At 65.6% G+C, this 23,015-nt stretch carries 25 protein-coding genes; 13 read left to right on the top strand and 12 right to left on the bottom strand.

Annotation, left to right across the window (positions count from 1 at the left end; translation table 11 throughout):
• Window positions 1-30: 30 nt before the first annotated feature.
• Window positions 31-348, bottom strand: a complete 318-nt coding sequence (locus ACFQEV_RS18035; RefSeq protein WP_379699935.1) for a hypothetical protein — start codon at window positions 346-348, stop codon at window positions 31-33.
• Window positions 349-676: 328 nt separating this feature from the next.
• On the opposite strand from ACFQEV_RS18035, the gene ACFQEV_RS18030 reads away from it, so the two are divergent.
• The 3 genes from ACFQEV_RS18030 (at window position 677) to ACFQEV_RS18020 (ending at window position 4,223) form a co-directional block, all read left to right on the top strand.
• Window positions 677-1,792, top strand: coding sequence for a tRNA (guanine(26)-N(2))-dimethyltransferase (locus ACFQEV_RS18030; RefSeq protein ID WP_379699029.1), 1,116 nt, complete (start codon window positions 677-679; stop codon window positions 1,790-1,792).
• 80 nt (window positions 1,793-1,872) lie between these two features.
• The gene (locus ACFQEV_RS18025; protein WP_379699027.1) at window positions 1,873-3,174 is read left to right on the top strand and encodes a YihY/virulence factor BrkB family protein; all 1,302 of its coding nucleotides are present in this window, start codon (window positions 1,873-1,875) and stop codon (window positions 3,172-3,174) included.
• A 116-nt stretch (window positions 3,175-3,290) separates the two neighbouring features.
• Complete coding sequence (locus tag ACFQEV_RS18020) at window positions 3,291-4,223, top strand: phosphatase PAP2 family protein (RefSeq protein ID WP_379699025.1); 933 nt, start codon at window positions 3,291-3,293, stop codon at window positions 4,221-4,223.
• Between the two features lie 80 nt (window positions 4,224-4,303).
• On the opposite strand, the gene glnA is transcribed toward ACFQEV_RS18020, so the two are convergent.
• Entirely contained in the window at window positions 4,304-5,683 is a 1,380-nt protein-coding gene (gene glnA / locus ACFQEV_RS18015) for a type I glutamate--ammonia ligase (protein ID WP_379699023.1), read from the bottom strand.
• 127 nt (window positions 5,684-5,810) lie between these two features.
• Here glnA and lrp point away from each other — a divergent pair, with 127 nt between their 5' ends.
• Window positions 5,811-6,278, top strand: a complete 468-nt coding sequence (lrp, locus tag ACFQEV_RS18010; protein ID WP_379699021.1) for an HTH-type transcriptional regulator Lrp — start codon at window positions 5,811-5,813, stop codon at window positions 6,276-6,278.
• A 72-nt stretch (window positions 6,279-6,350) separates the two neighbouring features.
• Here the strand turns inward: lrp and ACFQEV_RS18005 are convergent, their stop codons facing one another.
• Together ACFQEV_RS18005 and ACFQEV_RS18000 are read right to left on the bottom strand one after the other, a co-directional pair.
• Window positions 6,351-6,503: a hypothetical protein gene (locus tag ACFQEV_RS18005; RefSeq protein WP_175454452.1), complete on the bottom strand. Its 153-nt coding sequence runs from the start codon at window positions 6,501-6,503 to the stop codon at window positions 6,351-6,353.
• 184 nt (window positions 6,504-6,687) lie between these two features.
• The gene (locus ACFQEV_RS18000; protein WP_379699019.1) at window positions 6,688-7,770 is read right to left on the bottom strand and encodes an aminopeptidase; all 1,083 of its coding nucleotides are present in this window, start codon (window positions 7,768-7,770) and stop codon (window positions 6,688-6,690) included.
• A gap of 148 nt (window positions 7,771-7,918) precedes the next feature.
• Between ACFQEV_RS18000 and ACFQEV_RS17995 the strand changes: the two genes are divergently transcribed.
• A complete protein-coding gene (locus ACFQEV_RS17995) occupies window positions 7,919-8,953 on the top strand; it encodes a threonine aldolase family protein (protein WP_379699017.1) in 1,035 nt (344 codons plus the stop codon).
• 5 nt (window positions 8,954-8,958) lie between these two features.
• Here the strand turns inward: ACFQEV_RS17995 and ACFQEV_RS17990 are convergent, their stop codons facing one another.
• Window positions 8,959-9,900, bottom strand: coding sequence for a cation diffusion facilitator family transporter (locus ACFQEV_RS17990; RefSeq protein ID WP_379699015.1), 942 nt, complete (start codon window positions 9,898-9,900; stop codon window positions 8,959-8,961).
• Between the two features lie 88 nt (window positions 9,901-9,988).
• Between ACFQEV_RS17990 and ACFQEV_RS17985 the strand changes: the two genes are divergently transcribed.
• Window positions 9,989-10,510 (top strand): metallophosphoesterase, encoded by a 522-nt coding sequence (locus ACFQEV_RS17985; protein ID WP_379699013.1) that lies wholly within the window; start codon window positions 9,989-9,991, stop codon window positions 10,508-10,510.
• Between the two features lie 460 nt (window positions 10,511-10,970).
• Here the strand turns inward: ACFQEV_RS17985 and ACFQEV_RS17980 are convergent, their stop codons facing one another.
• Window positions 10,971-12,014 carry an ArsR/SmtB family transcription factor gene (locus ACFQEV_RS17980; protein WP_379699011.1) on the bottom strand — a complete coding sequence of 348 codons (1,044 nt, stop codon included), beginning with the start codon at window positions 12,012-12,014 and terminating at the stop codon, window positions 10,971-10,973.
• 107 nt (window positions 12,015-12,121) lie between these two features.
• Here ACFQEV_RS17980 and ACFQEV_RS17975 point away from each other — a divergent pair, with 107 nt between their 5' ends.
• Both ACFQEV_RS17975 and ACFQEV_RS17970 read left to right on the top strand, forming a co-directional pair.
• Window positions 12,122-12,301, top strand: a complete 180-nt coding sequence (locus ACFQEV_RS17975; protein WP_379699009.1) for a DUF7859 family protein — start codon at window positions 12,122-12,124, stop codon at window positions 12,299-12,301.
• A 9-nt stretch (window positions 12,302-12,310) separates the two neighbouring features.
• Window positions 12,311-13,504 carry an inorganic phosphate transporter gene (locus ACFQEV_RS17970; RefSeq protein WP_379699007.1) on the top strand — a complete coding sequence of 398 codons (1,194 nt, stop codon included), beginning with the start codon at window positions 12,311-12,313 and terminating at the stop codon, window positions 13,502-13,504.
• Between the two features lie 23 nt (window positions 13,505-13,527).
• On the opposite strand, the gene ACFQEV_RS17965 is transcribed toward ACFQEV_RS17970, so the two are convergent.
• Window positions 13,528-14,970, bottom strand: a complete 1,443-nt coding sequence (locus ACFQEV_RS17965) for a hemolysin family protein (RefSeq protein WP_379699005.1) — start codon at window positions 14,968-14,970, stop codon at window positions 13,528-13,530.
• 146 nt (window positions 14,971-15,116) lie between these two features.
• On the opposite strand from ACFQEV_RS17965, the gene ACFQEV_RS17960 reads away from it, so the two are divergent.
• The 3 genes from ACFQEV_RS17960 to ACFQEV_RS17950 are packed head-to-tail and all read left to right on the top strand — an operon-like array spanning window position 15,117 to window position 16,641.
• Window positions 15,117-15,386 carry a glutathione S-transferase N-terminal domain-containing protein gene (locus ACFQEV_RS17960; RefSeq protein WP_379699003.1) on the top strand — a complete coding sequence of 90 codons (270 nt, stop codon included), beginning with the start codon at window positions 15,117-15,119 and terminating at the stop codon, window positions 15,384-15,386.
• Window positions 15,386-15,895: a redoxin domain-containing protein gene (locus ACFQEV_RS17955; RefSeq protein WP_379699001.1), complete on the top strand. Its 510-nt coding sequence runs from the start codon at window positions 15,386-15,388 to the stop codon at window positions 15,893-15,895. Before ACFQEV_RS17960 ends, ACFQEV_RS17955 begins: the two co-directional genes overlap by 1 nt.
• Window positions 15,896-15,942: 47 nt before the next feature.
• A complete protein-coding gene (locus ACFQEV_RS17950) occupies window positions 15,943-16,641 on the top strand; it encodes an L-threonylcarbamoyladenylate synthase (RefSeq protein ID WP_379698999.1) in 699 nt (232 codons plus the stop codon).
• 9 nt (window positions 16,642-16,650) lie between these two features.
• On the opposite strand, the gene ACFQEV_RS17945 is transcribed toward ACFQEV_RS17950, so the two are convergent.
• The 3 genes from ACFQEV_RS17945 to ACFQEV_RS17935 form a co-directional block, all read right to left on the bottom strand.
• Window positions 16,651-17,325, bottom strand: coding sequence for a CRISPR-associated protein Cas4 (locus ACFQEV_RS17945; protein ID WP_379698997.1), 675 nt, complete (start codon window positions 17,323-17,325; stop codon window positions 16,651-16,653).
• A 40-nt stretch (window positions 17,326-17,365) separates the two neighbouring features.
• Window positions 17,366-18,160 carry an FkbM family methyltransferase gene (locus tag ACFQEV_RS17940; RefSeq protein WP_379698995.1) on the bottom strand — a complete coding sequence of 265 codons (795 nt, stop codon included), beginning with the start codon at window positions 18,158-18,160 and terminating at the stop codon, window positions 17,366-17,368.
• Between the two features lie 876 nt (window positions 18,161-19,036).
• Complete coding sequence (locus ACFQEV_RS17935) at window positions 19,037-19,603, bottom strand: hypothetical protein (RefSeq protein ID WP_379698993.1); 567 nt, start codon at window positions 19,601-19,603, stop codon at window positions 19,037-19,039.
• Between the two features lie 249 nt (window positions 19,604-19,852).
• Here ACFQEV_RS17935 and ACFQEV_RS17930 point away from each other — a divergent pair, with 249 nt between their 5' ends.
• Window positions 19,853-20,485 (top strand): hypothetical protein, encoded by a 633-nt coding sequence (locus ACFQEV_RS17930; RefSeq protein WP_379698991.1) that lies wholly within the window; start codon window positions 19,853-19,855, stop codon window positions 20,483-20,485.
• Window positions 20,482-21,111, top strand: coding sequence for a DUF2238 domain-containing protein (locus tag ACFQEV_RS17925; RefSeq protein ID WP_379698989.1), 630 nt, complete (start codon window positions 20,482-20,484; stop codon window positions 21,109-21,111). The genes ACFQEV_RS17930 and ACFQEV_RS17925 overlap by 4 nt, the downstream gene beginning before the upstream one ends.
• Window positions 21,112-21,357: 246 nt before the next feature.
• On the opposite strand, the gene ACFQEV_RS17920 is transcribed toward ACFQEV_RS17925, so the two are convergent.
• Entirely contained in the window at window positions 21,358-22,716 is a 1,359-nt protein-coding gene (locus ACFQEV_RS17920; RefSeq protein ID WP_379698987.1) for a DUF7845 domain-containing protein, read from the bottom strand.
• The gene (locus ACFQEV_RS17915; protein WP_379698985.1) at window positions 22,713-22,922 is read right to left on the bottom strand and encodes a hypothetical protein; all 210 of its coding nucleotides are present in this window, start codon (window positions 22,920-22,922) and stop codon (window positions 22,713-22,715) included. Before ACFQEV_RS17915 ends, ACFQEV_RS17920 begins: the two co-directional genes overlap by 4 nt.
• Window positions 22,923-23,015: the final 93 nt, after the last annotated feature.

Raw genomic sequence — 23,015 nt, 5'->3', positions numbered from 1 at the left:
GGTCGGTCGAGAGGGCGCGTCGAACGGAGGTTACAGGAACTCGCGCACGTCGGAGTACCACATGTCGTGGTGGTCCACCTCGCCGATTCGCTCGGCGACGGCGGCGGCGAGGACGTGCCAACACCGCTGGTTCGGGTCCTCGGTGTCGAGGTTGTACGAACTGTCCTTGCAGGTGCACCCGCCGTCCTCGACGACGTACTCCTCCTCGTAGCCGACGACGACGGTGAAATCGCGGTAGCGCTTCACCCGTTTCTCGGAGACCGCCTCGATGGCGCGACTGCCGCGCGCGCCGTGGAGGGTGACGAGCGTATCGACCGCCGAGGCGGTCAGTCGCCCGGCGTCGGCCAACTCCGCCCGCCAGTCCGCCTCCCGTTCGAGTTCCGCGTCCGTGGGGACGACGAACTCGTCACCGTCGCTCTCGGCCGGTTCGGTCGCCGAGTCGGACGCGTCGGCCGCCGCGCCGCCCCCGTCCGGTTCGGTCTCCGGGTCGGGTCCGTCGTCCCCCTCGGAGTCGTGGTCGTCGCCCACCGTTCTCACGACTGTGACTTGGCCACTGCGGGACAAAACGGCACCGATGCCAGCCTCGCGGGGCGGAGTCTCGCGGCGCGCCGGGCTCCGTTCGGCGTCCTCGTCCGTCATCAGTCCCTTTTTCGCCGCGCGGCGCGGGCGTCACTGTATGGACGTTCGCGAGGGAGAGATAGCGGTCGAGGTCCCCGGCGCGCGAGACGGCGCGTCAGAAGGGGCCGGCGACGACGTCTTCTACAACCCGACGCAGGAACTCAACCGCGACGTGACCGTCGCGGTGCTCCGGGCGTACAGAGAGCGAGAACCCCGCGCCGAGACGTACCTCGACGCGATGGCCGCCAGCGGAATCCGCGGCGTCCGCGCGGCGGCGGCGGGGTTCGACGTGACCTGCGCCGACGTCGAGGAGGAGGCGGTCGAACTCGCGCGGCGCAACTTCGACCGGAACGACCTGCCCGGCGAGGCGGTCCTCCGCGACGCGAACGCACTCATGCACGACTCCGTGTTCGACGTGGTGGACTTGGACCCGTTCGGAACGCCCGTCCCGTTCGCCGACGCGGCGTTCGCGAACACCCGTGATCTGGTCTGCGTCACCGCGACGGACACCGCACCGCTCTGCGGCGCACACCAGAAGAGCGGCATCCGTAAGTACGGGTGCGTCCCGCAGAACACCGACTACCACTCCGAGATGGGCCTCCGGGTCCTCCTCTCGGCGATGGTCCGCACCGCGGCGCGATACGACAAGGCGGCGGTGCCGATTCTCTCGCACGTGACCCGCCACTACGCCCGGACGTACCTCGAACTCGACGCGCGGGCGACGAAAGCCGACGAGGCCGTCGAGAACCTCGGCCACGTCTACCACTGCGAGGACTGCCTCGCCCGCGACCACGAGTTCGGCCTCGTCGCGCACCCGCCGGAGGAGTGTTCCGTCTGCGGGAGCGGTCGCCTCCTCGTCGCCGGACCGATATGGCTCGGCCCGGTCTGCGACCCCGACTTCGCCCGCGAGGTGCGCGGGCGCGTGACCGAGGAGATGGGGTCCGAACGCCGCGCGAAGGAGATGCTCGACACCCTCGCCGGCGAACTCGACCGGCCCACGCACTACGACCAACACCGCCTCTGCAAGCAGTGGGGGCGGTCCGCCAGCGCCATGGACGAGTTCGTCGGCCGACTGCGCGAGGCGGGGTTCGAGGCGACGCGCGCGCACTACTCGGGGACGGCGTTCAAGACCGACGCCTCGATAGCCGAGATGCGCGAGGCGACGGCGGAGTAAACCCCGTCCCCGACTGCGAGGGCGTCCCGGTTCCTGTCGGCGGGACGCACATTCTTGTGGCTCTCGGGCCAAGTACGCCCGTGAGCGTTCGGATTCGAAATCAAGTCCCGGTCGTTCGGTCGGTGTTCGAAACCGTCCAAGAGCGCGAGGTGACGTTCCTCGCCGCGAGCATCTCCTACTACACGCTCGTCTCTCTCATTCCGCTTCTGACGCTGGGTATCGTCGTCGCGACGTACGTCGGCGGCGAGGAACTGCAGACGCTCGTGCAGGAACTCGCGGGCGAGTATCTCCTCCCCGCGGGGTCGCAGGTGGTCACGGAGGCCCTCGGCGACCCGGCCGGACAGGGGGCGCTCTCGATCGTGAGTCTCGTCATCACCACGTGGGGCGCGTTGAAGCTGTTCCGCGGCCTCGACATCGCCTTCTCGCGCATCTACGGGTCGAACGCGGGCGGCATCGCCGATCAACTGCAGGACGGCGGAATCGCACTCGTCGCCATCGGAATCGGAACGCTCGGTGTCGCCGCCGCCACGGCGGCCATCGCCGCACTCGACGTACCCGTACTCGACCTGTTGAGCCCGCTCCTCCTGTTGGGACTCCTCTGCGTGGCGTTCTTCCCGCTGTACTACGTGTTCCCCGACGTCGGTCTCACGCCGCGGCAGGCGCTTCCGGGAACCGTCTTCGCCGCCGTCGGCTGGTCGGCCCTCGGCGTCGGGTTCGGCCTCTACGCCTCCGTCGCGGGGTCGTCCGTCGCCGGAGCGCTCGGTGCCATCCTCCTTCTGATGACGTGGTTCTACTTCTCGGGCATCCTCGTGCTGTTCGGCGCGGTGATAAACGCCGTCCTCGCGGGGAAGGTTACCACCGAGGGGAAACCGAATGACCGAACTGATATCGACCGGCAAGTACAACACGGTAGCGTTCGACGTGATGACAGAACGATGAGTGTGGACGACGACGAACGCGCAGACGCCACCGAGGGTGAGAGTCAGGCCGACGTGGACCCGCGCGGGGCCCCCGACATCGAGCAACTCGAACGGCGAATCGAGGAGCTTCGCGCGGACCTCGACGGCTTCGAGGACGACGTCGACGCTCGGACCGTCGAGAAACCCGAACTCGAATCGGAGTTGAAACGCTACGTCAGAAGCCGGATGCGGCGCAGCAAAGCCCGCGGTTGGGGCCCGTATCTCGTCCTCCTGTACGGGACGGTGACGACCATCGCGGCGTTCGCCTTCCTGCAGGACGACCTGCTCTCGGTGGCCGCCATGCTCATCATCTACCTCTCGACGCTCGGCCTGTACGTCCTGTTCGTCATCTTCGGCGTCGGCTTGAACGCCGTCGGCTTCCCCGGACGCCTCGTCGATTGGGTCCGCGACAAGCGCGCCTGACCGCCGAACGCTCCTCCGCCTTCGACACCGCACCGCCGACGCACCGTCCGCCCTTCCTCGCTCCCGTCCGCCCGTCTCCGGGACGTATATGTTCCTCGACCGGCCACCGGACCGATATGTCTCGCACCGTCCCCTCCGAACCCGCCCTCGGCGCGTTGCTCCCCGTCGGCGAACTCCCCGTCGCCGCGCGCGGAATCGGCGAACTCGCGGCGGCGCGTTCGCTCCCGGAGTTCGTCGTCTCGGCCTTCGGCCTCGTGACGCACCTCGGAAACGCGTGGATCTGTCTCGCGGCCGTGACGCTCGCGTACGTCGTCGGCTCGCGGTCCGGTCTCTCGCGTCGGGGCGCGGCGTTCGCACTCGCACTCGGTCTCGGGGCGCTCGGCCTCACGCTCGGCCTGAAACACGTGTTTGCGCTGCCCCGTCCGCCCCTCGCCGCCGAAGACGGGTTCGGCTTCCCGAGCGGTCACGCCCTCGGTGCGACCGTCTTCTGGGGCGGAATCGCGCTCCTCACTGGCGTCGGCACTCGACGCCGCCGCCTCTCCGTCGTGGGCGCGGTGATTCCTCTCGTCGCCGCGTCCCGCGTCGTCCTCGGCGTCCACTACCTCGCGGACGTGGCCGCCGGCGTCGCCGTCGGCGTCGCCTTCCTCGCGGCGATGGCGCGCCTGTCGGACCGGGGGGAGTCCGCCGCCGCGCCGGTTCTCGACCCGTCGCGGGCGCAGGTGACCGCCGCGTTCGCCGTCGCCTTCGCTCTCGTCGCCGCGGCCCTCGTCGTCGCCCCCTCGGAGAGCGAACTGCTCCTCGGTGTCGGGACAGCGGCGGGCGCGGCGGCGACGTGGCGGTACCTCGGCCGCCGCGCGGACGCGGCGACGCTCGACCGTTCGGCCGCCTCCGCGGTCGTCGGCGGCGTCGGACTCCCGGTTCTCCTCGGGGCGATGGTCGCCGTCGCGGAACTGTCCACCGTCGCCGTCCTCGTCGTCGTCGCGGGCGCAGTCGGCGGCGCGGGCCTCCTCGCACTACCGTTCGCGGCGTCGTCGGTGATCCGTCGCTGACGGGTCGCGGACTCCGTTCGCGGGCGTCGCTCTCGGTGCGCGAGCGAAGAAAGAAAGGAGAGAGTTGGGGTCGGCGGCCGTCAGAACGTCTCGAGGTAGCGGTCGAGTTCCCAGTCGCTGACGTCCACGCGGAACTCGTCGTACTCCTGCGTCTTCGCTTCGATGAACTTCTCGGAGACGTGTTCGCCGAGTGCGCCCCGGACGACCTCGTCCTCTTCGAGGGCCGAAACCGCCTCGCCGAGGTTACCCGGAAGCGTCTCGATGCCGTACTCCTCGCGTTTCTTCTCGTCGAACTCGTAGATGTTCTCGCGGACCGGGTCGGGCGCGTCGAGGCCCTTCTTGATGCCGTCGAGGCCGGCCTCGATGATGACCGCCAGCGCGAGGTAGGGGTTGCAGGACGGGTCGGGCGAACGGAGTTCGACGCGGGAGGCCGCCGGGACGCGCGCCGCCGGCTTGCGGACGAGGGCCGAGCGGTTGCGGTCGGACCACGCGACGTAGACGGGAGCCTCGTACCCGGGGACGAGTCGCTTGTAGGAGTTCACCGTCGGGTTGGCGATGGCGGTGATGGCCGGCGCGTGTTCGAGGACGCCCGCGAGGAACGAGTGGGCGGTGTCGGAGAGGTTGAACTCGTCGTCCTCGTCGTGGAACGCGTTCTCGCCGTCCTCGGTGAAGAGCGAGAAGTGGGTGTGCATGCCGGACCCGTTGATGCGGGCGATGGGCTTGGGCATGAACGTCGCGTGCAGGTCGTGTTGCGCGGCGATGGCACGGACGACGGTGCGGAACGTCCCCACGTTGTCGGCCGTCGTCAGGGCGTCGTCGTACTCGAAGTTGATCTCGTGTTGGCCCTGCGCGACTTCGTGGTGGCTGGCCTCTATCTCGAAGTCCATCTGTTCGAGGCCGTAGATGATGTCGCGGCGGACGTCGGAGGCGAGGTCCTTCGGCGCGAGGTCGAAGTAGCCGCCGGCGTCGTTCGTCTTCGTCGTCGCGCGGCCCTCCTCGTCCTCCTCGAACAGGAAGAACTCGGGTTCGGGCGCGGCGTTGACCTTGAAGCCCATCTCCTCCGCGCGCGCGATCGCCTTCTTGAGGACGTACCGCGGGTCGCCCTCGAACGGTTTGCCCGTGGACGTGTTGATGACGTCGCAGATGAGGCGCGCGGACCGGCCGTCGCGCCACGGGAGGATGGCGAACGTCTCGGGGTCGGGCTTGAGGCGCATGTCGGACTCCTGGATGCGAACGAAGCCCTCGATGCTCGAACCGTCGAAATAGATGCCCTCGGCGAACGCCTTCTCGGCCTGCGTGGCCGGGACGGCGACGTTCTTCACCGTGCCGAGAATATCGGTAAACTGGAGACGAAGGAAGTCGACGTCGTTCTCCTCAATCTCGTCGATGACGTCTTGGGCCGCCGAACTCAACCCGCCGTCGGGTGCTACCTCGCGATTGGTCGTGTTTTCGTCCGTCATGTTCCTGGACACTCTGAGTCGTGCACTTCCCGTATAAAGACGTTATCGCTTACCGCAAATCCCCCGTCCGCGCTGCAGAATTGGATATTCGTAAAATTCTAATGCCCCGCACGAGTGGGTGGGTGTAATGACGTACGAAAACCTCGACGCGAAACTCATCAACGCACTACTCGGCGACGGACGCGCGAGTCTCCGGAGTCTCGCCGAGGAGTTGGACGTCTCGGTGACGACCGTCTCCAATCACCTCCGCGACTTGGAGGACGAGGGTGTCATCGAGGGGTACACGCCGCGGGTGAACTACGACGCACTCGGTTACGACGTCACCGCGGTCATCCAACTCAAAGTCGAGGGGAGCGCGCTTCCCGACATCACCGACCGACTCGAAGAACAGAAGCAGATGATATCTGTGTACGAGGTCACCGGCGACTACGACGTCATCGCCGTCGGGAAGTTCCGCGACACGGACGGGATGAACCGCCAGATAAAGGAACTGCTGACCGACGCGGACATCCGCGAGTCGAACACGAGCGTCGTCCTCAACGCCGTCGTGGAGAACGAACAGTTCGACCTCGACCTCGACCGGGACCAGGCGTAACGCCTCGGCTCCCGGCGCTTTTCTCCCGAGAAACCGCGGCGGGACCGGCGGGACCGGCGGGACCGGTCGATCCTACACCAGACGCTCCGTCACGTCCTCCATGTCCGTCCGACAGTACGGACACCGATAGCGCGTGTCGAACCCGTCCCGTTGGGTCACCGTCTTCGCTTCTAACTCGTGCATCCCCACGTCCCGTCCGCACTCTGTGCAGTTCACCTTCGGCATGTGGGTCCGCTTTTCTGATACATTGCCATAAATTATTTGGACCGTTCAATTACCAGCATAAGGGCGCTCTCGGCGCGACGTACCCTCCGATTTCCGAGTTCTTCGGGCGGGTGTGTTCGTTATCTGAACTTTAGAGCGGTCGGTTCACCTCTCCGAGAACTCGGACGGAACGGCCGCCGTTGCCTCAGAAGTCCTCTTCGAACACGAAGGTGCCGTCGCGTTGGACGACTTCGCCGTCAACCTCGATGACGGAGTCCTCGGACATGTCCACGATCATATCGACGTGCTCCGCGCTCTCGTTGAGTTCGTTCTCCTCGCCGACGCACTCGGCGTACGCCGAACCGACGGCCATGTGGACGGTGTCGCCCATCTTCTCGTCGAACAGCATGTTGTACGTGAACCGGTCGATGGCGCGGTTCATCCCGATGCCGAGTTCGCCGAGGTAGCGCGCCCCCTCGTCGGTTTCGAAGACGCCGTCGAGGACCTCCTCGTTGCGTCCGGCGCTGTACGATTCGACGCGGCCGTCCTCGAACCGGACGCGGACGTCCTCTATCTCCCGCCCCTGCCGGTAGAGGGGCATGTCGAAGTGGACTTCGCCCTCGACGGACTCCTTGACGGGCGCGGTGAACACCTCGCCGCCGGGCAGGTTCTTCTCGCCGTAGTCGTTGAGCGTCGAGTTGCCCGCGACGCTCATCGTCACGTCCGTCTCCTCGCCCGATCTGATCCGCACCTCGTCGGCGTCGTCGAGGATATCGACCATCTGCGCTTGGTGCTCCCTCTGGGCGTCCCAATCGAGGCTGACGGCGTCCCAGACGAAGTTCTGGTAGGCGTCGGTGCTCATGCCCGCCAACTGCGCGCTCCCCGAGGCGGGGAACTGCGTGAGACACCACCGCTTCGACAGACGCTCCTTGAGGGCGGGTTGCATCGCCCGCCGGTACGCGGCGTTCGTCTCCGGGTCCACGTCCGACTGCTCCGTCGCGTTCACGTCTCCGCGGACGGCGACGAAGGCGTCCATCTCCTCGTAGAGCGAAAGCAGGTGGTCCGGCGTCTCGAACTCCCCGTCGCGGTTCTTCAGGAACGCGCGGGTGGCGCGGGAACTGCTGTTGAGGTAGACGGGGTTCGCCCCGCGTTCGGCGCACGCCTCGTGGAGGGCGACGACGAGCTCCTCGGCGACGGCGGGAGCGCTTATCACCACGTCGTCGCCGGACCGGATGTCGGCGGAGTGGTCCGCGATGGTCTGTGCGTGTTCGCGTATGCGCGGGTCCATGTCCCCTCTCACTCTCGTCGCGTTCAAACCCCTTTCGCACTCCCGCCTCGGTCGAGGGGCGCGCTTCGACCCCGCACGCTCCGGCGGCCTTCCCCCGGTGACCGCCGGACCACCGCCTATTTCTTCGCCCGTTCGGAATGGGTGAGCCATGCCCATCGACCTTCGAAGCGACACGGTGACGCGCCCGAGCGACGAGATGCGGGAGGCGGCCCGCGACGCCGCCGTCGGCGACGACGTGTACGGCGACGACCCGACGGTGAACGAACTGGAGGCGCGCGCCGCGGACGCCGTCGGCACCGAGGACGCCCTCTACGTCCCCTCCGGCACGATGGGGAACCAAATCGCCGCGCGCGTCCGCACCGAACGCGGGCAGGAGATTCTCGTCGAGAGGGAGTCGCACGTCTACCGGTGGGAACTCGGCGGCCTCGCGCAACTGTCGGGCCTGCAGGTCCGCACGTTCGACGCGGGCGAGAGAGCGGTTCCGACGCCCGAACAGGTGCGCGAGGGCTACGTCGAAGAGAGCCTCCACCGCCCGGGGACGGGTCTGCTGTCCCTCGAAAACACGCACAACGCCCGCGGCGGCGTCGCCGTCCCACCCGAGGACATCGACGCCGCGGCGGAGGCGGCGCACGAACTCGGCGTCCCCGTCCACCTCGACGGCGCGCGCCTGTTCAACGCCTGCGTCGCCCTCGATGTCGAACCAGAACGGATGGTCCGCGACGTCGATTCCGTCATGTTCTGCCTCTCGAAGGGCCTCGGCGCGCCCGTCGGGTCGATGCTCGCCGGGAGCGAGGCGTTCGTCGACGAGGCGCGCCGCGTCAGAAAACTGTTCGGCGGCGGGATGCGGCAGGCCGGGATAATCGCCGCGCCGGGCCTCCTCGCTCTCGACAACGTGGACCGACTCGCGGAGGACCACGAGAACGCCCGCCGCCTCGCCGCCGGACTCGACGGAATCGAGGGCCTCTCCGCGCCGACGCCCGACACGAACATCGTCCAAGTCTCCACCGGGGACGCGGGCGTGACCGCCGAGGAGTTCGTCGCCGCCTGCGAGGAACGGGGCGTCCTCGGCGGCGCGCACGGCGAGTACCTGACGCGCTTCTGTACGAACCTCGACGTGAGTAGCGGGGACGTCGAGGAAGCGATAGAGCGGATCCGAGAAGCGGTCGAAGGCGTCGCGGTCTGACGCGACTACAGTTCGGGTTCGATGAAGACGTGGTTGACGCGGCCGTCTTCGGCCTTCAACTTCCGCTCTATCTCGGAGATGTCCTCCTCCAAGTCGCCGGTGTCGAGTTCGTCGTCGAAACTCACGTCGGCGGTGACGAGGATGTCCTGCGGGCCGACGAAGACGGTGCTGAACGCGTCGAGTTCGACGACGCCGGGGTGGTCGGTGACGATCCGCCGGAGGTCGGTCTCCACCTCCGCCGGGAGGCTCTCGCCGAGGATGAGGCGCTTGTTCTCCAGCGCCAACGCGACGGCGAACCCCATCAGCAGGATGCCGATGAACACCGCGCCCATCGCGTCGAAGATGTGGTTGCCGGTCAGTTCCGTGAGGGCGATACCGACGAGTGCGATTATCGCTCCGCCGAGGGCGACGGCGTCCTCGGTGAACGCGGTCAGCGTCGTCACGTCGCTGGTCTTCTTGAACGCGTCGTAGATGCCGTTCCACTCGTACTCGCGTATCTGCCGGTGGAGTTCGTCGGACGCCTTCTTGAACGCGTAGCTCTCGAATCCGATGGCCCCGAGGAGGACGGCGATGTTCACGTACCACGCGGGGAACGTCGCCCCGAGGGCGGAGACGGTGCCGCCGAGGGCGTGCCCGCCGTGGACGACGGCGTCGTAGCCGTGTTTCAGAGACTCCCAGCCGGCGATGCCGAAAAGGAGGACGGAGACGAGAAACGAGTAGAAGAACTGCGCCTTCCCGTAGCCGAAGGGGTGTTCCCTGTCGGCCTTCCGTTCGCTGTACCGGATGCCGAGGAGGAGGAACACCTGATTCCCGGTGTCGGAGATGGAGTGGTACGTCTCCGACAGCATCGACGGGCTGCTCGTGAGGAGAAAGCCGCCGAACTTCAGCACCGCGATGGCTCCGTTGGCGATGAGCGCGGCGATCACGACGCCTTTACTCTCTGCCATGTCCTCCACCTCTCCCGTCTGCGGTAAGAGGGTTTTCCCCGCCCGCGGGTCGGAAGATACCTCTACCTCGCCCCCGTACACCGATTCGATGCTCGTCGTCGTCTCCGATACGCACAGCACCGACTCGCACCGCCTCTCCGGTCGCACCGCAGACGCCGTCCGAGAGGCCGACGTCGTCGCCCACGCCGGCGACTTCATGCGCGAGTCGGTCCTCGACGAGTTCGTCGCGGAGTCCGACCGCTTCTTCGGCGTCTTCGGCAACAACGACGACGCCGGAATCCGCGAACGCCTCCCGGAGGCCCGGACGTTCACCTACGGCGGCCTCACGTTCGCGATGACCCACACGCGACGCGGCGGCCCGACGGCGCTATCGCTGTTCGGGCGGGAACGCGGCGCGGACGTGGTTCTGTTCGGACACAGTCACCGCCCGACGTTCGACGCCACGGGCGAGGTGGCGCTTCTCAATCCGGGAAGTCACGCCCAACCGCGGGGCCACCGGGCGGCGCACGCGGAGTTGGAGGCGTTGCCGGACGGCGGCGTCCGCGGCCGCCTCGTCGAAACCGACGGCGACGCGTTCGAGACGTTCACGATACCCCCGACCGGGGAGTGAGAGGCGAACGCTCGGAGAACGGAAAACGTGCCAGGGGGAGGCACGTGCGGCCCGGGGGAGGGCCGCGAAACGGGACAGGGTACAGGCCGCACGGGTCGTCCCGGCGACGCGACGATGGAACGGGGGGTCAGCGGGGGACGGTGTCGCGTCGCGGGCGGACGGTGCGGGCGCGGCGGGGCAGGGGGGTGGGGTCCGCGCCCGCGTCGCCGGTGGGGAACCGGCGTGCCGCCCGACGTCGGGGACGACGGTTCGAATCTGGCGATTCGAACCCGGCGAGACCGAATGGCGTGATCTCGACACGGTTCGGGTACGATGGAGGGCCGAAGCGCCGTGCGCCTGCGATTCAACGTACCGTCCGCGGTACGATATAGGCTCCGTAAAGTGAAACGTCCGTTTTAGCTAACGGTGAGCGGTACGCTGCCGCCCCCGTCCGACGGCCGAAAAGACCGCGGAGCGTCGCTCACCCCCGCATCCACCAGTACGCGCCGACGGCGAGGACGGTCACCACCCCGCCGAGGAGGAACAACTCGCCGGGCGAGAGCGACGCGACGGCCGCGCCGAACGCCGCCGCCGGGTCGCCGGACCCCGCCGCCGCGTCGGTGATCGTCTGGGCCGCCTCGGTCGCCGTCTCCGCGGGCGTCTGCGTCGCCGTCGAGGCGGCGGCCTCCGTCGGTTGCCGCGTCGCCTCCGCCGTCTCCGGAACCGTCCGCGCCGCCTCCGTCGCCGTCTCCGAGGGCGACTCCGTCACCTCCGCGATGTGGAAGCCGTCGTCACCAGAACGCGAAGCGTTCCGGTTGGCGGACGAGGCGTTTCGCGTCTCGGCAACGTCACCAGACATGGTCTGGTGGGCCGACGAGCCCTGTTCGTCGACGTCGCCAGACGGCGTGGGGGTGGTTCCGCTCCGCGCCGTGGTCGCCGCCGCGGCGTCCGTTCCCGTCGTCGCGTTCGTCTCGACGCTCTGCCCGGAGAGGTTCGTCTGCGTGCCTCCGCCGCCTTCCGCACCTCCCGCGCCGCCCGCCGACCCGCCGCCACCGCGTGTCATGCCGATGGAGAAGGCGGGGCCGCCGCGTCGCGCGAGTCGGTCCACGACGACGCTCCCGAGTGCGACGACGCCGAGGCCGCCGAGCAGTTGCGAGAGCGCCGTCTGCAGTCCCGAGGCGTCGTCCTCCTGCCCGGCCACGACGACGAGGGCGCGGTCGGCGGGCGCGTAGACGGTCATCTCGCGCCCCTTCTCGGAGTACGCCGTCCCGGACTCCTCGATGAGGTCGGTGTCGGTCAGCCTCTCGAGGTGGTACTGGGCGTTCTGGATGGACGTGCCGGCCCGGTCGGCCACCTCGGAGGGCGTCGCGGGTTCCTCGTGGAGTTCGGCCAGAATCGACCGCGCGGTGTCCGAGGAGATGGCCGAGAGTAGGTCCTCGACGCCCTCGCTGTCTATCCCCACCACGCGAGGCTCCTTGTCGTCGTCGTCCGGCGGGTCTGGTCGGGAGGGAAGAATACCCGCCATCTGGAACGTTCATCCTCCTCATATGTTATTACTCTTCTCTCTTTCGGTGGCGGCGGCGTCGTCGCCGCGGCGAAACGGCTATACCTCTCCCCCGGAAAGCCCCGGCCATGTTCGCCCGTCCGCTGCAGAGTCTCGTCGATGGGTTCTTCCAGTTCGTCGCGGGGAATCCCGTCCTTGTGGGACTGGTGGTGGTCCTTCTCGCCTTCGTCTTCTTCATGTACCTCTTCGTTCGCCGAACGCTGACCGGACTCCGCGATGGCTTCGACGAGGGATATCGGGGGAAGTAGCCCGCCGCCATGGTGGCAACAGGAGTCCTCCTGACGCTCGTCGTCGCCTCTCTCGCGAGCCTGTTCATGGCGTGGGCCATCGGGGCCGGGTCGTCCGGTTCGACGCCCTTCGCGCCCGCCGTCGGCGCGAACGCCATCTCCATCATGCGCGCCGGGTTCGTCGTCGGCCTGCTCGGGTTCGCAGGCGCGGTGTTGCAGGGTGCGAACGTCACGCAGGCCGTCGGCAACGAACTCGTTCTCGGGTCGGTCCTCACCGCCACCGCCTCGATAGTCGCGCTCGTCACCGCGGCCGCACTCGTCGCCGTCGGCGTCTTCACCGGCTACCCCATCGCGACGGCGTTCACCGTCACCGGGGCCGTCGTCGGCGTCGGACTGGCCAACGGGGGCGCGCCCGCGTGGGAGAAGTACCAAGTCATCGTGAGCCTGTGGGTTTTGACCCCGTTCGTCGGCGGCGGCACCGCCTACGCCACCGCGCGCCTCCTCCGGAGCGAGTCGGTGTCCGAACGGGTCGCCGTCCCCGTTTTGGGGGGCATCGTCGGCTTCCTCGTGGCCAACATCCGATTCGCGCTCCTCGGCCCGGCGGACGCCGGCGGGATGTCGCTCGCGGGGTACGCCGCGAGTTTCCTCCCGACCGTCACCGTCGGCGGAATCGACCTCGGAACCGTCGGCGTCGCCCTGCTCTTCGCTCTGCTCACCGCCGCCGTCGTCTCGCTCGACATGCGCGAACCGGCCGCCGGTCAGCGCCACTTCCTCCTCTTTCTCGGCGGCCTCGTCGCGTTCTCCGCCGGCGGGAGTCAAGTCGGCCTCGCCATCGGACCGCTCGTTCCCCTCCTGGACGCGGTGACGATTCCGCTCGTCGTCGTCCTCGCCGGCGGCGGACTCGGCCTCCTGGCGGGGTCGTGGACCGGCGCGCCGCGGATGATAAAGGCGCTCGCGCAGGACTACTCCTCGCTCGGCCCGCGACGCTCCATCGCGGCGATGATTCCCTCCTTCGCCATCGCCCAGGCCGCCGTCGCCCTCGGCGTCCCCGTCTCCTTCAACGAGATAATCGTCAGCGCCATCATCGGAAGCGGCTACGCCGCCGGGGGAAGCGGCGTCAGCCGGGACAAGATGCTGAAGACGGTTCTCGCGTGGGCCGGGTCGCTCGCCCTCGCGTTCGCCCTCAGTTACGGCGTGTTCCTCGCCGTCAGTTCGGTCCTCTGAAAGAGACGTTCGACGACCCGGCGCTACGGTTCGCTCTCTAACTCCTGCTGTTCGTCCTCCGGCGGCGTCTCCGCTTTGGTGATTCGGGCCTTCATGATGCGGGTGTTGTCCACCTGCTCAATGCGGATGGTGATGTTGTCGTACGCTATCTCCTCGCCCTCCTCGACCAACCGGCCCGCGCGGTTGAAGATGAACCCCGCCAGCGTCTCGAACTCCTCGCCCTCCGGCAGGTCGAGTTCGAGCACCTCGTTGACCTCGTCGATGTTCACCTCGCCGCGGACCAGCGTCGTCCGGTCGTCGAGGAATTCGAAGGGCTCCTCCTCGTCGCCTTCGAGGATGTCGCCGACGATCTCCTCGACCATGTCTTCGAGGGTGATGAGGCCCTCGGTGGTCCCGAACTCGTCGATGACGATGACCATCTGCATCCGTTGGTCCTGAATCTCCGTCAGCAGTTCGTCCACGTTCTTCGACTCGGGGACGTGCAGCGTTGGTTGGACGATGTCCGCGAGTTCGCCGTCGCCCTCGCCGTAGAACTTCTCGCGGACCATGTCGCGGATGTTGACGATGCCGATGATGTTGTCGAGGTTGCCGTCGTAGACGGGGACCCGTTCGTGGTCCGCCTGCACGCACGTCTCGATGGCCTCGTCTATGGTCGCGTCCTTCGAGACGGCGTTCATGTCGAGGCGCGGCGTCATCACCTCCTTGGCGATGGTGGAGTTAAAGCGGAAGATGCGGTCGAGCATCTCGCGTTCCTCCTCCTCGATGACGCCCTCGCGTTCGCCCGTCTCGATGAGGCCCTGTATCTCGTCGCGGGTGATGTACGACGTCTCGATGGACGACCGACCGCCCGTCACCTTGTTTATCGCGCGTGTGAGGTAGTCGAAGAAGACGACCAGCGGTAAGAGGACGTACTCGGAGTACTTCAGGGGGCGGGCGATTCGGAGGGCCCACGATTCGGTGTTCTCGACCGCGTAGGACTTGGGGGCGCTCTCGCCGAACAGCAACACGAGCGTCGTGATGCCGAACGTCGAGAGGAGCACCGCGGTGCCGGGGTCGAAGTAGATGCCAACCAGTGCCGTCGCGATAGAGGACATCGCGATGTTGACGATGTTGTTCCCGACGAGGATGGTGACCAGCAGGCGGTGCGGATTAGACTTGAGACTCTGCACCGTCTTCGCGCCGGGTAGCTCCTCCTCCACCAGCGAGTCGATGCGGTGTTTCGCCAGCGAGAACATCGCTATCTCCGAGGAGGAGAAGAACGCAGAGAGACCGATGAGAAACACGATAGCGACCGCACCGGCGACGGTGACGGTCGTATCGTTGACGGGGACTGACTGCAGCACCGGTTGGAGCACCGATGCTGTAGCCGATGCAATCCCGACGAGAGATCCGGTGTCGGGCGTACTCGCACCGCCCGGAACGATAGCCCCGGCGGCGGTGTGTGTGTATAGCGGCGGCAAACCCATGCAACTACGTTCCATTGTCCGGCCCCGGAATTAAGGCTTACCCTCGGTCTGAGTCCACGAACGTACGATTTTGGCGGGTACCGCCGCTCGCAGCGTAGGTTCCCGCGAGCGAAGGTCTTAGGGACGCGTCGTCCGTACACGCGACCATGGCAGGCGACAACCCGGCGATAACGCTGTATCGCCTGCAGGCGTGCCCCTACTGCGAGCGGGTAGTTCGGGTCCTGCAGGAACTCGACCTTCCGTATGAGTCCCGGTTCGTCGAACCGATGCACTCCGACCGGAACGCGGTCAAGCGCATCTCGGGCAAGCGGACCGTCCCGGCGATAATCGACGAGAACACCGGCGTCACGATGTCCGAGTCGGCGAACATCGTGGAGTACCTCCAGAAGACGTACGGCGACGGGGGTGCGGCCTGATGCCCGACTTCGAGGTGGTCGAACTCCCCGACCCGGACGCGCCGGACGTCGGCGAGGAAGCGCCGAATTTCACGCGCCCGTTGGTGAACGACGAGTACTGGCAGGACGCGTCGCTGTCGGAACTCACCGCGGAGGGACCGGTCCTCCTCGTGTTCCACCCCGCCGACGGCGCGTTCCCCTCGACGTACGTCTGGAACGAGATTCGCGACAGGGGGTTCCCCGAGGAGCTGACCACCGTCGGCGTCTCCATCTCCTCGCCGTACGAGCACAAGACGTTCTTGGAGCAACGCGGCGTGGACGCGCGCCTCTTCTCGGATCCGAACGCCGGCGTCGCCGCCGACTGGGGCATCGAGAACGAGTTAGACGGCATGGCCGGCGTGACGGAACACCGCCCCTCGGCGTTCGTCGTGGACGAGGACCGAACGGTGCAGTACAAGTGGGTCGCCGCGGAGTGGCCGGACTTCCCCGACTACGACGAACTCGAAGACGCGGTCTCCGAGCACGCCTGACCGCTTCGGCACGCTTTTTCTCGTTCGTCGCCTCGTCCCCGACGACTATGCCGCCCACCGACGACACCACGGCTACCGACGAGGAGCTCGACGCCGCCGCCGCCGCCGTCGAAGACGGGGAACTCGTCGTCTACCCGACGGAGACGGTGTACGGCCTCGGCGCGGACGCGACGAACGCCGCGGCGGTCGAACGCGCCTTCGAGGCGAAGGACCGCCCCCGGGAGAAACCGCTCTCGATGGCCGTTCCGGACGTTGACGCGGCGCTCAGATACGTCTCGGTGACGCCGTTCGAGGAGCGATTCATGCGCGAGTTCCTCCCCGGCCCGGTCACCGTCGTCGTCGAACGCGGCGACGAACTGCCGGACGAACTCACGGCGGGCGGCGACCGGGTGGGCGTCCGCGTCCCGGACCACGCCGTCGCCCTCGAACTCCTCCGCCGCGCCGCGCCGACGCCGGTGACTGCGACGAGTGCGAACGTGAGCGGGGAACCGAGCGTCACCCACCCCGACCGGTTGGACGAGGAACTCCGGTCGGCCGTCGGGGCCGTCGTGGATATCGGTGAACTGCGTCCACCGAACCGCGAGACGCAGTCTCGCGATATCGGCGAACTCGCCGCCGACGAAAACGAGGACGAACGACTCCCGAGCACGGTCGTAGACCCCGGGCGCGGCGTCGTCCACCGGCGCGGCGCGATGGCCGACGAGGTGGAGTCGTGGTTGGCCGCCCACGAGGACGAACGGGAGTAACGAGACGGTTCACAACCCCAGCATCGTCTTCAGCGACCGGGTTTTCGTGCCGCACCGCGTTCGGTACGCGCACTCGCGGCACTTCTCTCTGTTCTCCACCCGCGAGGGGACGCCTTCCGTCGAACGGACGGTCCACAGCGTCCGGCGGTACGCGCCCTTGTTCCGGGTCGTCAGCCGAACCGTCCGCACGATGCCGTGGGCGGGGTACTCCACGAGTGCGCGGGGTATCTCTCGCTCTCGCTCCCACGCCAACGCCTTCGCCGCCGCCACCGCGCGCACGCGTTGGGGCTTCCAGACGCCGTTCTCCGGCGGCGTCCCCGGCGAGACGACTGTCGGTATCGGCGGGCCGTCCCCGACTTCGAGGAGTTTGTGCGCGACGCCGTGACAGTCCCGTCCGGAGAGGAAGGCGTCCCGCGTCGTCGGGTCGGCGAGTTCAGCCCAGTCGTCGCGGGCGGCCAGCGAATCCAGACGCTCGCGGTACGAGGCGGGCGAGACGTCGATGGGGAGGGAGGCGAGTTCGTCCGCGGACGCGTCGCCGAGTTCGCGGTATCGGAACGCGAGTTCGCGGACCGACTCCACCTCCGCGGGCGGTTCGTGGTCGTCGTACTTCTCGGCGTAGTACAACTGCCGCGGACAGTACGCCGCGCGGGCGAGGTGAGAGAACGGAATCGACTCGGGTGGCACGCGGGGTGTGGTCCCGCGATGGGTTATGAACGTACGGCCGTCACTTCTCGCCCCGGAGGAACGGTTGCCCGGACCGAATCGACCGGTCTTCGACGGCGAACCCGAACGCCTCCAGTCGGTCCCGAACGTCGGCCACCGACGACCCGGCCATCCGGAGGTGTTCGGGGTGCACCTCGCAGTAGACGAGGCGGCACGACGGGCGAGAAAGCGTCTCCGCCAGTCCGTCGAGAACCTTGTGTTCCGCCCCCTCCACGTCGATCTTCACCACCGTCGGCTCCGGCAGTCCCTCCGACTCGACGAGTTCGTCGCCGCGGCGTTTTCGCACCTCCACCCGCCCGTATCCGGATTTTCCGGGCGTGCCGACGAGACTGTGTCCCGCTGACCCCACCTTGTCCAACGCAAGTGCCAACTCGGCCGTCCCCTCCTCGGCGGCGAGTGCGTACCGGTACTGCGAGACGTTCGCGCCGTTGTGAGCGACGTTCTGCGCCAACCGGTCGGCGTTCTCCGGGTGGGGTTCGAAGGCGAAGACGGGCGGTTCGACCGCGTCGGCGGCCAGACACGAGTACAGTCCCACGTTCGCGCCGACGTCGTAGAACACGTCGTCCGGGCGGAGTTCGCCCAAGAGCGCTTCGAGCACCGGCCGTTCTTCGAGCGTATCGAGGTCGGAGAACTCGTTTCTCGTCGGGATGCGAAACTCCGCGGCGGCGTCGCCGACTTCGACGGCGTACGTCTCGCCGTGGAGGCGGTACTCCACGCCCTTGGCGAGTCCGTACCCCCGCGCCGCCAAGGGACGGACGCCGAGCGCGGTCGCCAGCCGCGCAAACGTATCAATCATGGACTATCTCTCTAGTGCCGCTCTATTAATGGATTTTGGCCGTTTTGGGTCCTCTATGTACGTGTGGGTCGGACATTGTTTCAGTATATAGATAAAATTTGCCGATGTTCGGAGAATCGGAAGACTCCCGAGAGGCCGCGGTATGTCCTCTCGTCCCCGTTTTTACGTCGGGAAGAGGGAGAACCGCCCGGATTTGAACCTCACTCGCTCACTCCGGAAGAACTCCGTTCTTCCGTGCTCTCGTTCGCCTCCGGCTCACGAGAACTCCGTTCGCTCGCTGGCTCAAACCGGCCGCTGTTCATTTCTGGCTCCTCACGTGCGTTCGTCGCACAGAAAATGCGACCGCCCGGATTTGAACTTCGGTCGTTCCGCTTCGCTCCACTCCCTAGTTCAAATCCGTGGTAACCCCACGTACCGCGGACTCGCGGGCCTCGCACACGCTACGCGGTGCTCGGTGGTGAGTTCGCGTAGAAGTGTCGCTCTGCGTCTTGCCGATCATGTAGGCCACATCGTAGACGAGATAACGGTGGTGCTTCGAGCGTGAGTTCACTCGTCGTGTCTAGCAGGTGAAATTATGCCACGGGCTAGCAAAGCCCAACAGCATGGGAGAGGATCCATTAGACTGCCCAGCCTGTGGCAACGGACTCGCTGGAGAATACGACTCCTCCGAGACGTCTGTCGAAGCCAGTTCAGATGATGAAGAGTTCGTCGCCCGAGTCAAACTCAACTGCCCGAGTTGCGGAGAACCGCTTACTGTGATTGCCATAGGGAAACGACAGGATCTCTGTCACAACCTCGGAAGATAGATTTGATACGTGTCTTACTCTCCTATATTCCCATCTTTGCATCAAAATTTAAGTACATCATTATTGAATATCACTCTGGCAGAATATCACCGAGAGAAGCACCAACACTCATGACGATACCGATCAGCAACGTCTGACTCCCCGCGACCATCGGCTCACTCCACGACACCCGACCCCAGATCGTCATCAGGCCGATAGCCGACGCTCCAGCGATACTGATAATGGCAACTGGCCGTAACGGCATGACTCCCAAAAGCCGGTCTTCGCCAACCCGTTCGAATTCACCGGCGTGCAACACACCGAAAACGAGAGCCATTCCCAGGAGGGCCGTCAGGCAGAGAAACGACGGACGACCCGCAATGAACCGTCCAATTTCGAGTGCGCCATCCTCGACTATCATCGGCATCCCAAAGACGAAACTCCCGACCAGCGCTTCCCCGGCATCACGGGGGCCGAATTGGCCTTGGAATCGACCGATCACGCCGTGGGGGCGAACGTGTCGCGCGGTTCGCATCGTTTCCCGCACTTGTTCTAACTCTTCCTCTCTATCGACGATCGCCTCGAGCTCCGCCAATTTTGTCAACACGTCATCGATATTCACTTTGCTATCGGTTTGCAGTTCGTCGGAACGCGCCATTAGCACGTACTGACTGCACCCTGACTTATGATTCCCAGTCGTCGTGGATGTCGACGACTACCGTATGGACGGGGAGAATCACGCAGGGGATTATGAAAACGAGACGAGAGAGCTCCGAGACTATTTCGCGTTGGCCCCCTCCTCACTTTCTCTCACAGGTATGCCTGATCTTACTCGCAGACCTAGTCCTTCTGTAGTAGGACATCGGAGTGACTTACTAAGTAGCCGTCTAAGTCGTCGGAACGAGTGATGAGTGACCAGGACCGGGAACGGATTTTCGACGGTAGCGTTCACGACGTTCTTGAACGGTTGTTCCGAAGCGGTCGGATGAACGCAATCGTCGCGTGGTTGTTGATCAGCGTTCTCTTGATGGTTTTCGTCGAGAGCCTCCTTGATTCCGACCTCCAGTGGATAGTGTTCGTCGCGGTAGCAGGCGTCATTGTTCTCCTGCCACCGGGCGTCTACCGTGACTGGCGCGTAATGCTTCCCTGGGAATTACTGCTACTCGCGTTGTTACCGATTCTCGTCCGCGGATTATTTGGCGGAACCGTCGGCATTTTCGCCTCGTATCTCGCTCTGGCGGCACTGGCGTTGCTCGTCACTGTTGAGCTACACATGTTCACCGCACTCAAGCTCACTCACTGGTTCGCCATCGTCTTAGTCGTGTTGACCACGATGGCGTGGGCCGCAGCCTGGGGAATCCTCCGATGGCACCTCGACCGCCTGTTCGAGACCACCTACCTCTCGACGAACGAAGTACTCATGGTCGAATTTCTCTGGGTAACACTTGCTGGGTTGACGGCCGGCGTTCTGTTCGACGTGTACTTTAGCCGTCGAGATCGCCAGCTCTGGCAGGCGATTCAGCAGGTGGTGCGACGATGAGTCTCCTACCGCGCCCCTCGACTCGGAACCAGATTCGCCTGACCCGGGGGATGCAGCTTGTGTTGGCTGGTATCGTTGCGTATGGAGTGGTTGCAGGCCAACCCAAGGCGATCGTCAACGGAGGGGTTGCGTTGCTCATGACGTTCCTTCCGGCTATCTTCGAGCGCAACTATCGGTTCCCGCTCGATCCGTGGCTAGGACTGTGGGTCACGACCGCCGTATTTCTCCATACGCTCGGGTCAGCCGGGCTGTACGGTCAGATCGACTGGTGGGACCACCTCACCCACTCGATGTCGGCCTCCCTGGTTGCAGCGGTCGGATACACCGCCGCCCGGGCCATCGACATCCATGACGAGAAGATCATCATCCCCCGGAAGTTCCTTTTCGTCTATATTTTCGTGGTTGTGCTCTCGTTTGGAGTCATCTGGGAGCTGTTCGAGTTCGGCCTCGATATCGTCGCCGATGAAACCGGACTGACGATGCCGTTGGCTCAGCACGGTCTCGCCGATACGATCGCGGATTTGACCTTCAACTCGGTTGGAGCACTGATTGTGGCGATATTCGGACACGTACACCTCACTAACGTCGCTTCAACCCTTCGAAGCCAATTGTGGTTGAATGAGTGAATCTTAATCGCATTCATTCATCCAAATGAGATGTCGAGATAAAGGGTACTGTCTAATTAAGTCAGCTTGAGGAGTGAGCAAGTCCGTGAGTTAATCGACCAAGATGCTCGCAGACCTGCTCAGTGAGCCGTTTACGCCGGATTTAGAAGAATATTGGAGAGAGTGAGCGGACGGCGACGCCCGTCAGGACGTTCGCATATAACAGAAAGAGGGTCAGACGAGTGTTGCCACTCACGAGTCACTGCGTTACCAGGTGATTTTCTTCCCCACGCTCCCGCCCACGTTTGCCGTTCCGTCGAGGTTCTTCACCACGTAGCTGAGGCAGGTGAACACTGCCGGGTCTCGACCGGCGTTACACCACGCGTCGAAGCCTTCCTGAAGGACGTCTTCGAGCGTCGGAACCTTCGACGAGGCGAGTGTCGACATGACCGTGTCGAAGCGAATCTTCCCGCCGTCCTCGTCTATCTCCTCGAACGATGCGCCGTACTTGTTCATCCACCGCTGGATAGCCGAGTCCGCGGCAGACCGCGTCTCGACGTTCGCGAGACGGGCAACCGCGTTCACCCCCTCCTCCACGAACGACTCGACGCGTTCGACGATAGCGGTGATCTCTTGGCGGACCTTCTCCGAGGAGAACCGAACCAAGCCATTGTCGTTCACCACCACTTCCCCGCGGAGGACGTTGATGAGCGTCTCTTCGACTTCGCGCAGGAGTTGGTCACGGTCACGCCACTTCACCGCCGACCCGCCCGAGCGGTACTCCCCGGCGATTCCTTCGGTCGTGTTGAGCGACTTGTGAAACGCGACGGCGAACTTCGGTGACGAGAGGGGGTCGTCTCGACTCTCCTTCGAACGGACGTACTTCGGATGGTAGCACTTCAACCGCTTTCCGAGCGAGTGGTTCTCTACGAGCTTACTCGACGCGAGCGGGTCGAGGGCAAATGCGTGCCGTTTCCCGACGATGTCGGTGTTGTCGCCCTTGTACACCCACTGCGCGTCTTTCTCCTCTGAGAGGAGGTGCATGATTTTGTAGAACACGCCGGTCGACCGAGTGAGCTTCTTCGCATACTCACGGACGAGCCGGACGTACAGTTCGGTGGTGGCAATGTTCGAGTCTCCGAGCGGCCGGTTGAAGTATCGTCGAGAGAAGTCGGTGCGGGCTTCCTCGGCGAACGCCTGGAGGGTGTGCTGAAGGATGAACAGGTACTCGTCGTAGGTCAGGTTCGACCCCTGAACGTGAATCTGAACGCCTTCGCCACCGCACCACGGGCGTTTCATCTCCTCGCCGTCGGGTTTCTTCTGGCCATCCCACCGCGGCGAAAAGACGAAGTCGGCCTTCTGTTCGCCTGGTCCCTCGGCGTGAATCTTGAACTCGTAGGCGCGCTCAGACTGAATTGGGTCGGAGTCGCGCGGGGCGATACCTGTCTCGGCATTATAGTTCATCCGTGCGACCCACACCTCGTCTCCGATCTCGTAGGTGAGCTTCCGGTAACCATCGAACTCGCGAATACAGAGGTTCGACAGCGCCCAGTACGGCGAGAGGCCATTATCGGTGAACCATAGGAACATGTCCACCTCGTGGAAATGCGGCGCGACGTGGCTCATGCCGCTATCACCGCCAGATTCCCGAGAGCGACCACCGCACCGACGGCGCCGAGCAGATAACCGTATATCGAGACGCACCGCTCGTCGACGAACCGAGCGGCGACGATGAGACCGATGGCCGCGAGGACCGCGACGGCGACCTTCAGGACGCCGATTGCGATTCCGACCGCGGTGGTGAGCGCGTCGAGGCCGTGACCTATGACCACGGCCAGACCGGGACGGTTCAACGCCCGCCACCCCGGACTGCGCGACGAACGTCTTTGTCAGTTGCGTCGAACGCGGGATGACGAATGACCGTC

The organism is Halopelagius fulvigenes, assembly GCF_042662625.1.
GTDB classification, from domain to species: Archaea; Halobacteriota; Halobacteria; order Halobacteriales; family Haloferacaceae; genus Halopelagius; species Halopelagius fulvigenes.
The sequence above is the reverse complement of the archived record's forward strand: the minus strand, read 5'-3'. Positions and strand labels throughout refer to the sequence as shown.

What these genes read in the sequence shown, in the direction of transcription:
- lrp (WP_379699021.1), top strand. Translation starts at nt 5,811, where the DNA reads ATGACGTACGAAAACCTCGACGCGAAACTCATCAACGCACTACTCGGC.
- ACFQEV_RS17920 (WP_379698987.1), bottom strand. Translation starts at nt 22,716, where the DNA reads ATGAGCCACGTCGCGCCGCATTTCCACGAGGTGGACATGTTCCTATGG.
- ACFQEV_RS17985 (WP_379699013.1), top strand. Translation starts at nt 9,989, where the DNA reads ATGCTCGTCGTCGTCTCCGATACGCACAGCACCGACTCGCACCGCCTC.
- ACFQEV_RS18020 (WP_379699025.1), top strand. Translation starts at nt 3,291, where the DNA reads ATGTCTCGCACCGTCCCCTCCGAACCCGCCCTCGGCGCGTTGCTCCCC.
- ACFQEV_RS17955 (WP_379699001.1), top strand. Translation starts at nt 15,386, where the DNA reads ATGCCCGACTTCGAGGTGGTCGAACTCCCCGACCCGGACGCGCCGGAC.
- ACFQEV_RS17990 (WP_379699015.1), bottom strand. Translation starts at nt 9,900, where the DNA reads ATGGCAGAGAGTAAAGGCGTCGTGATCGCCGCGCTCATCGCCAACGGA.
- ACFQEV_RS17995 (WP_379699017.1), top strand. Translation starts at nt 7,919, where the DNA reads ATGCCCATCGACCTTCGAAGCGACACGGTGACGCGCCCGAGCGACGAG.
- ACFQEV_RS17930 (WP_379698991.1), top strand. Translation starts at nt 19,853, where the DNA reads ATGAGTGACCAGGACCGGGAACGGATTTTCGACGGTAGCGTTCACGAC.
- ACFQEV_RS17950 (WP_379698999.1), top strand. Translation starts at nt 15,943, where the DNA reads ATGCCGCCCACCGACGACACCACGGCTACCGACGAGGAGCTCGACGCC.
- ACFQEV_RS17925 (WP_379698989.1), top strand. Translation starts at nt 20,482, where the DNA reads ATGAGTCTCCTACCGCGCCCCTCGACTCGGAACCAGATTCGCCTGACC.
- ACFQEV_RS17965 (WP_379699005.1), bottom strand. Translation starts at nt 14,970, where the DNA reads ATGGGTTTGCCGCCGCTATACACACACACCGCCGCCGGGGCTATCGTT.
- ACFQEV_RS17980 (WP_379699011.1), bottom strand. Translation starts at nt 12,014, where the DNA reads ATGGCGGGTATTCTTCCCTCCCGACCAGACCCGCCGGACGACGACGAC.
- ACFQEV_RS17970 (WP_379699007.1), top strand. Translation starts at nt 12,311, where the DNA reads ATGGTGGCAACAGGAGTCCTCCTGACGCTCGTCGTCGCCTCTCTCGCG.
- ACFQEV_RS18005 (WP_175454452.1), bottom strand. Translation starts at nt 6,503, where the DNA reads ATGCCGAAGGTGAACTGCACAGAGTGCGGACGGGACGTGGGGATGCAC.
- ACFQEV_RS17935 (WP_379698993.1), bottom strand. Translation starts at nt 19,603, where the DNA reads ATGGCGCGTTCCGACGAACTGCAAACCGATAGCAAAGTGAATATCGAT.
- glnA (WP_379699023.1), bottom strand. Translation starts at nt 5,683, where the DNA reads ATGACGGACGAAAACACGACCAATCGCGAGGTAGCACCCGACGGCGGG.
- ACFQEV_RS18000 (WP_379699019.1), bottom strand. Translation starts at nt 7,770, where the DNA reads ATGGACCCGCGCATACGCGAACACGCACAGACCATCGCGGACCACTCC.
- ACFQEV_RS17940 (WP_379698995.1), bottom strand. Translation starts at nt 18,160, where the DNA reads ATGATTGATACGTTTGCGCGGCTGGCGACCGCGCTCGGCGTCCGTCCC.
- ACFQEV_RS17960 (WP_379699003.1), top strand. Translation starts at nt 15,117, where the DNA reads ATGGCAGGCGACAACCCGGCGATAACGCTGTATCGCCTGCAGGCGTGC.
- ACFQEV_RS17975 (WP_379699009.1), top strand. Translation starts at nt 12,122, where the DNA reads ATGTTCGCCCGTCCGCTGCAGAGTCTCGTCGATGGGTTCTTCCAGTTC.
- ACFQEV_RS18030 (WP_379699029.1), top strand. Translation starts at nt 677, where the DNA reads ATGGACGTTCGCGAGGGAGAGATAGCGGTCGAGGTCCCCGGCGCGCGA.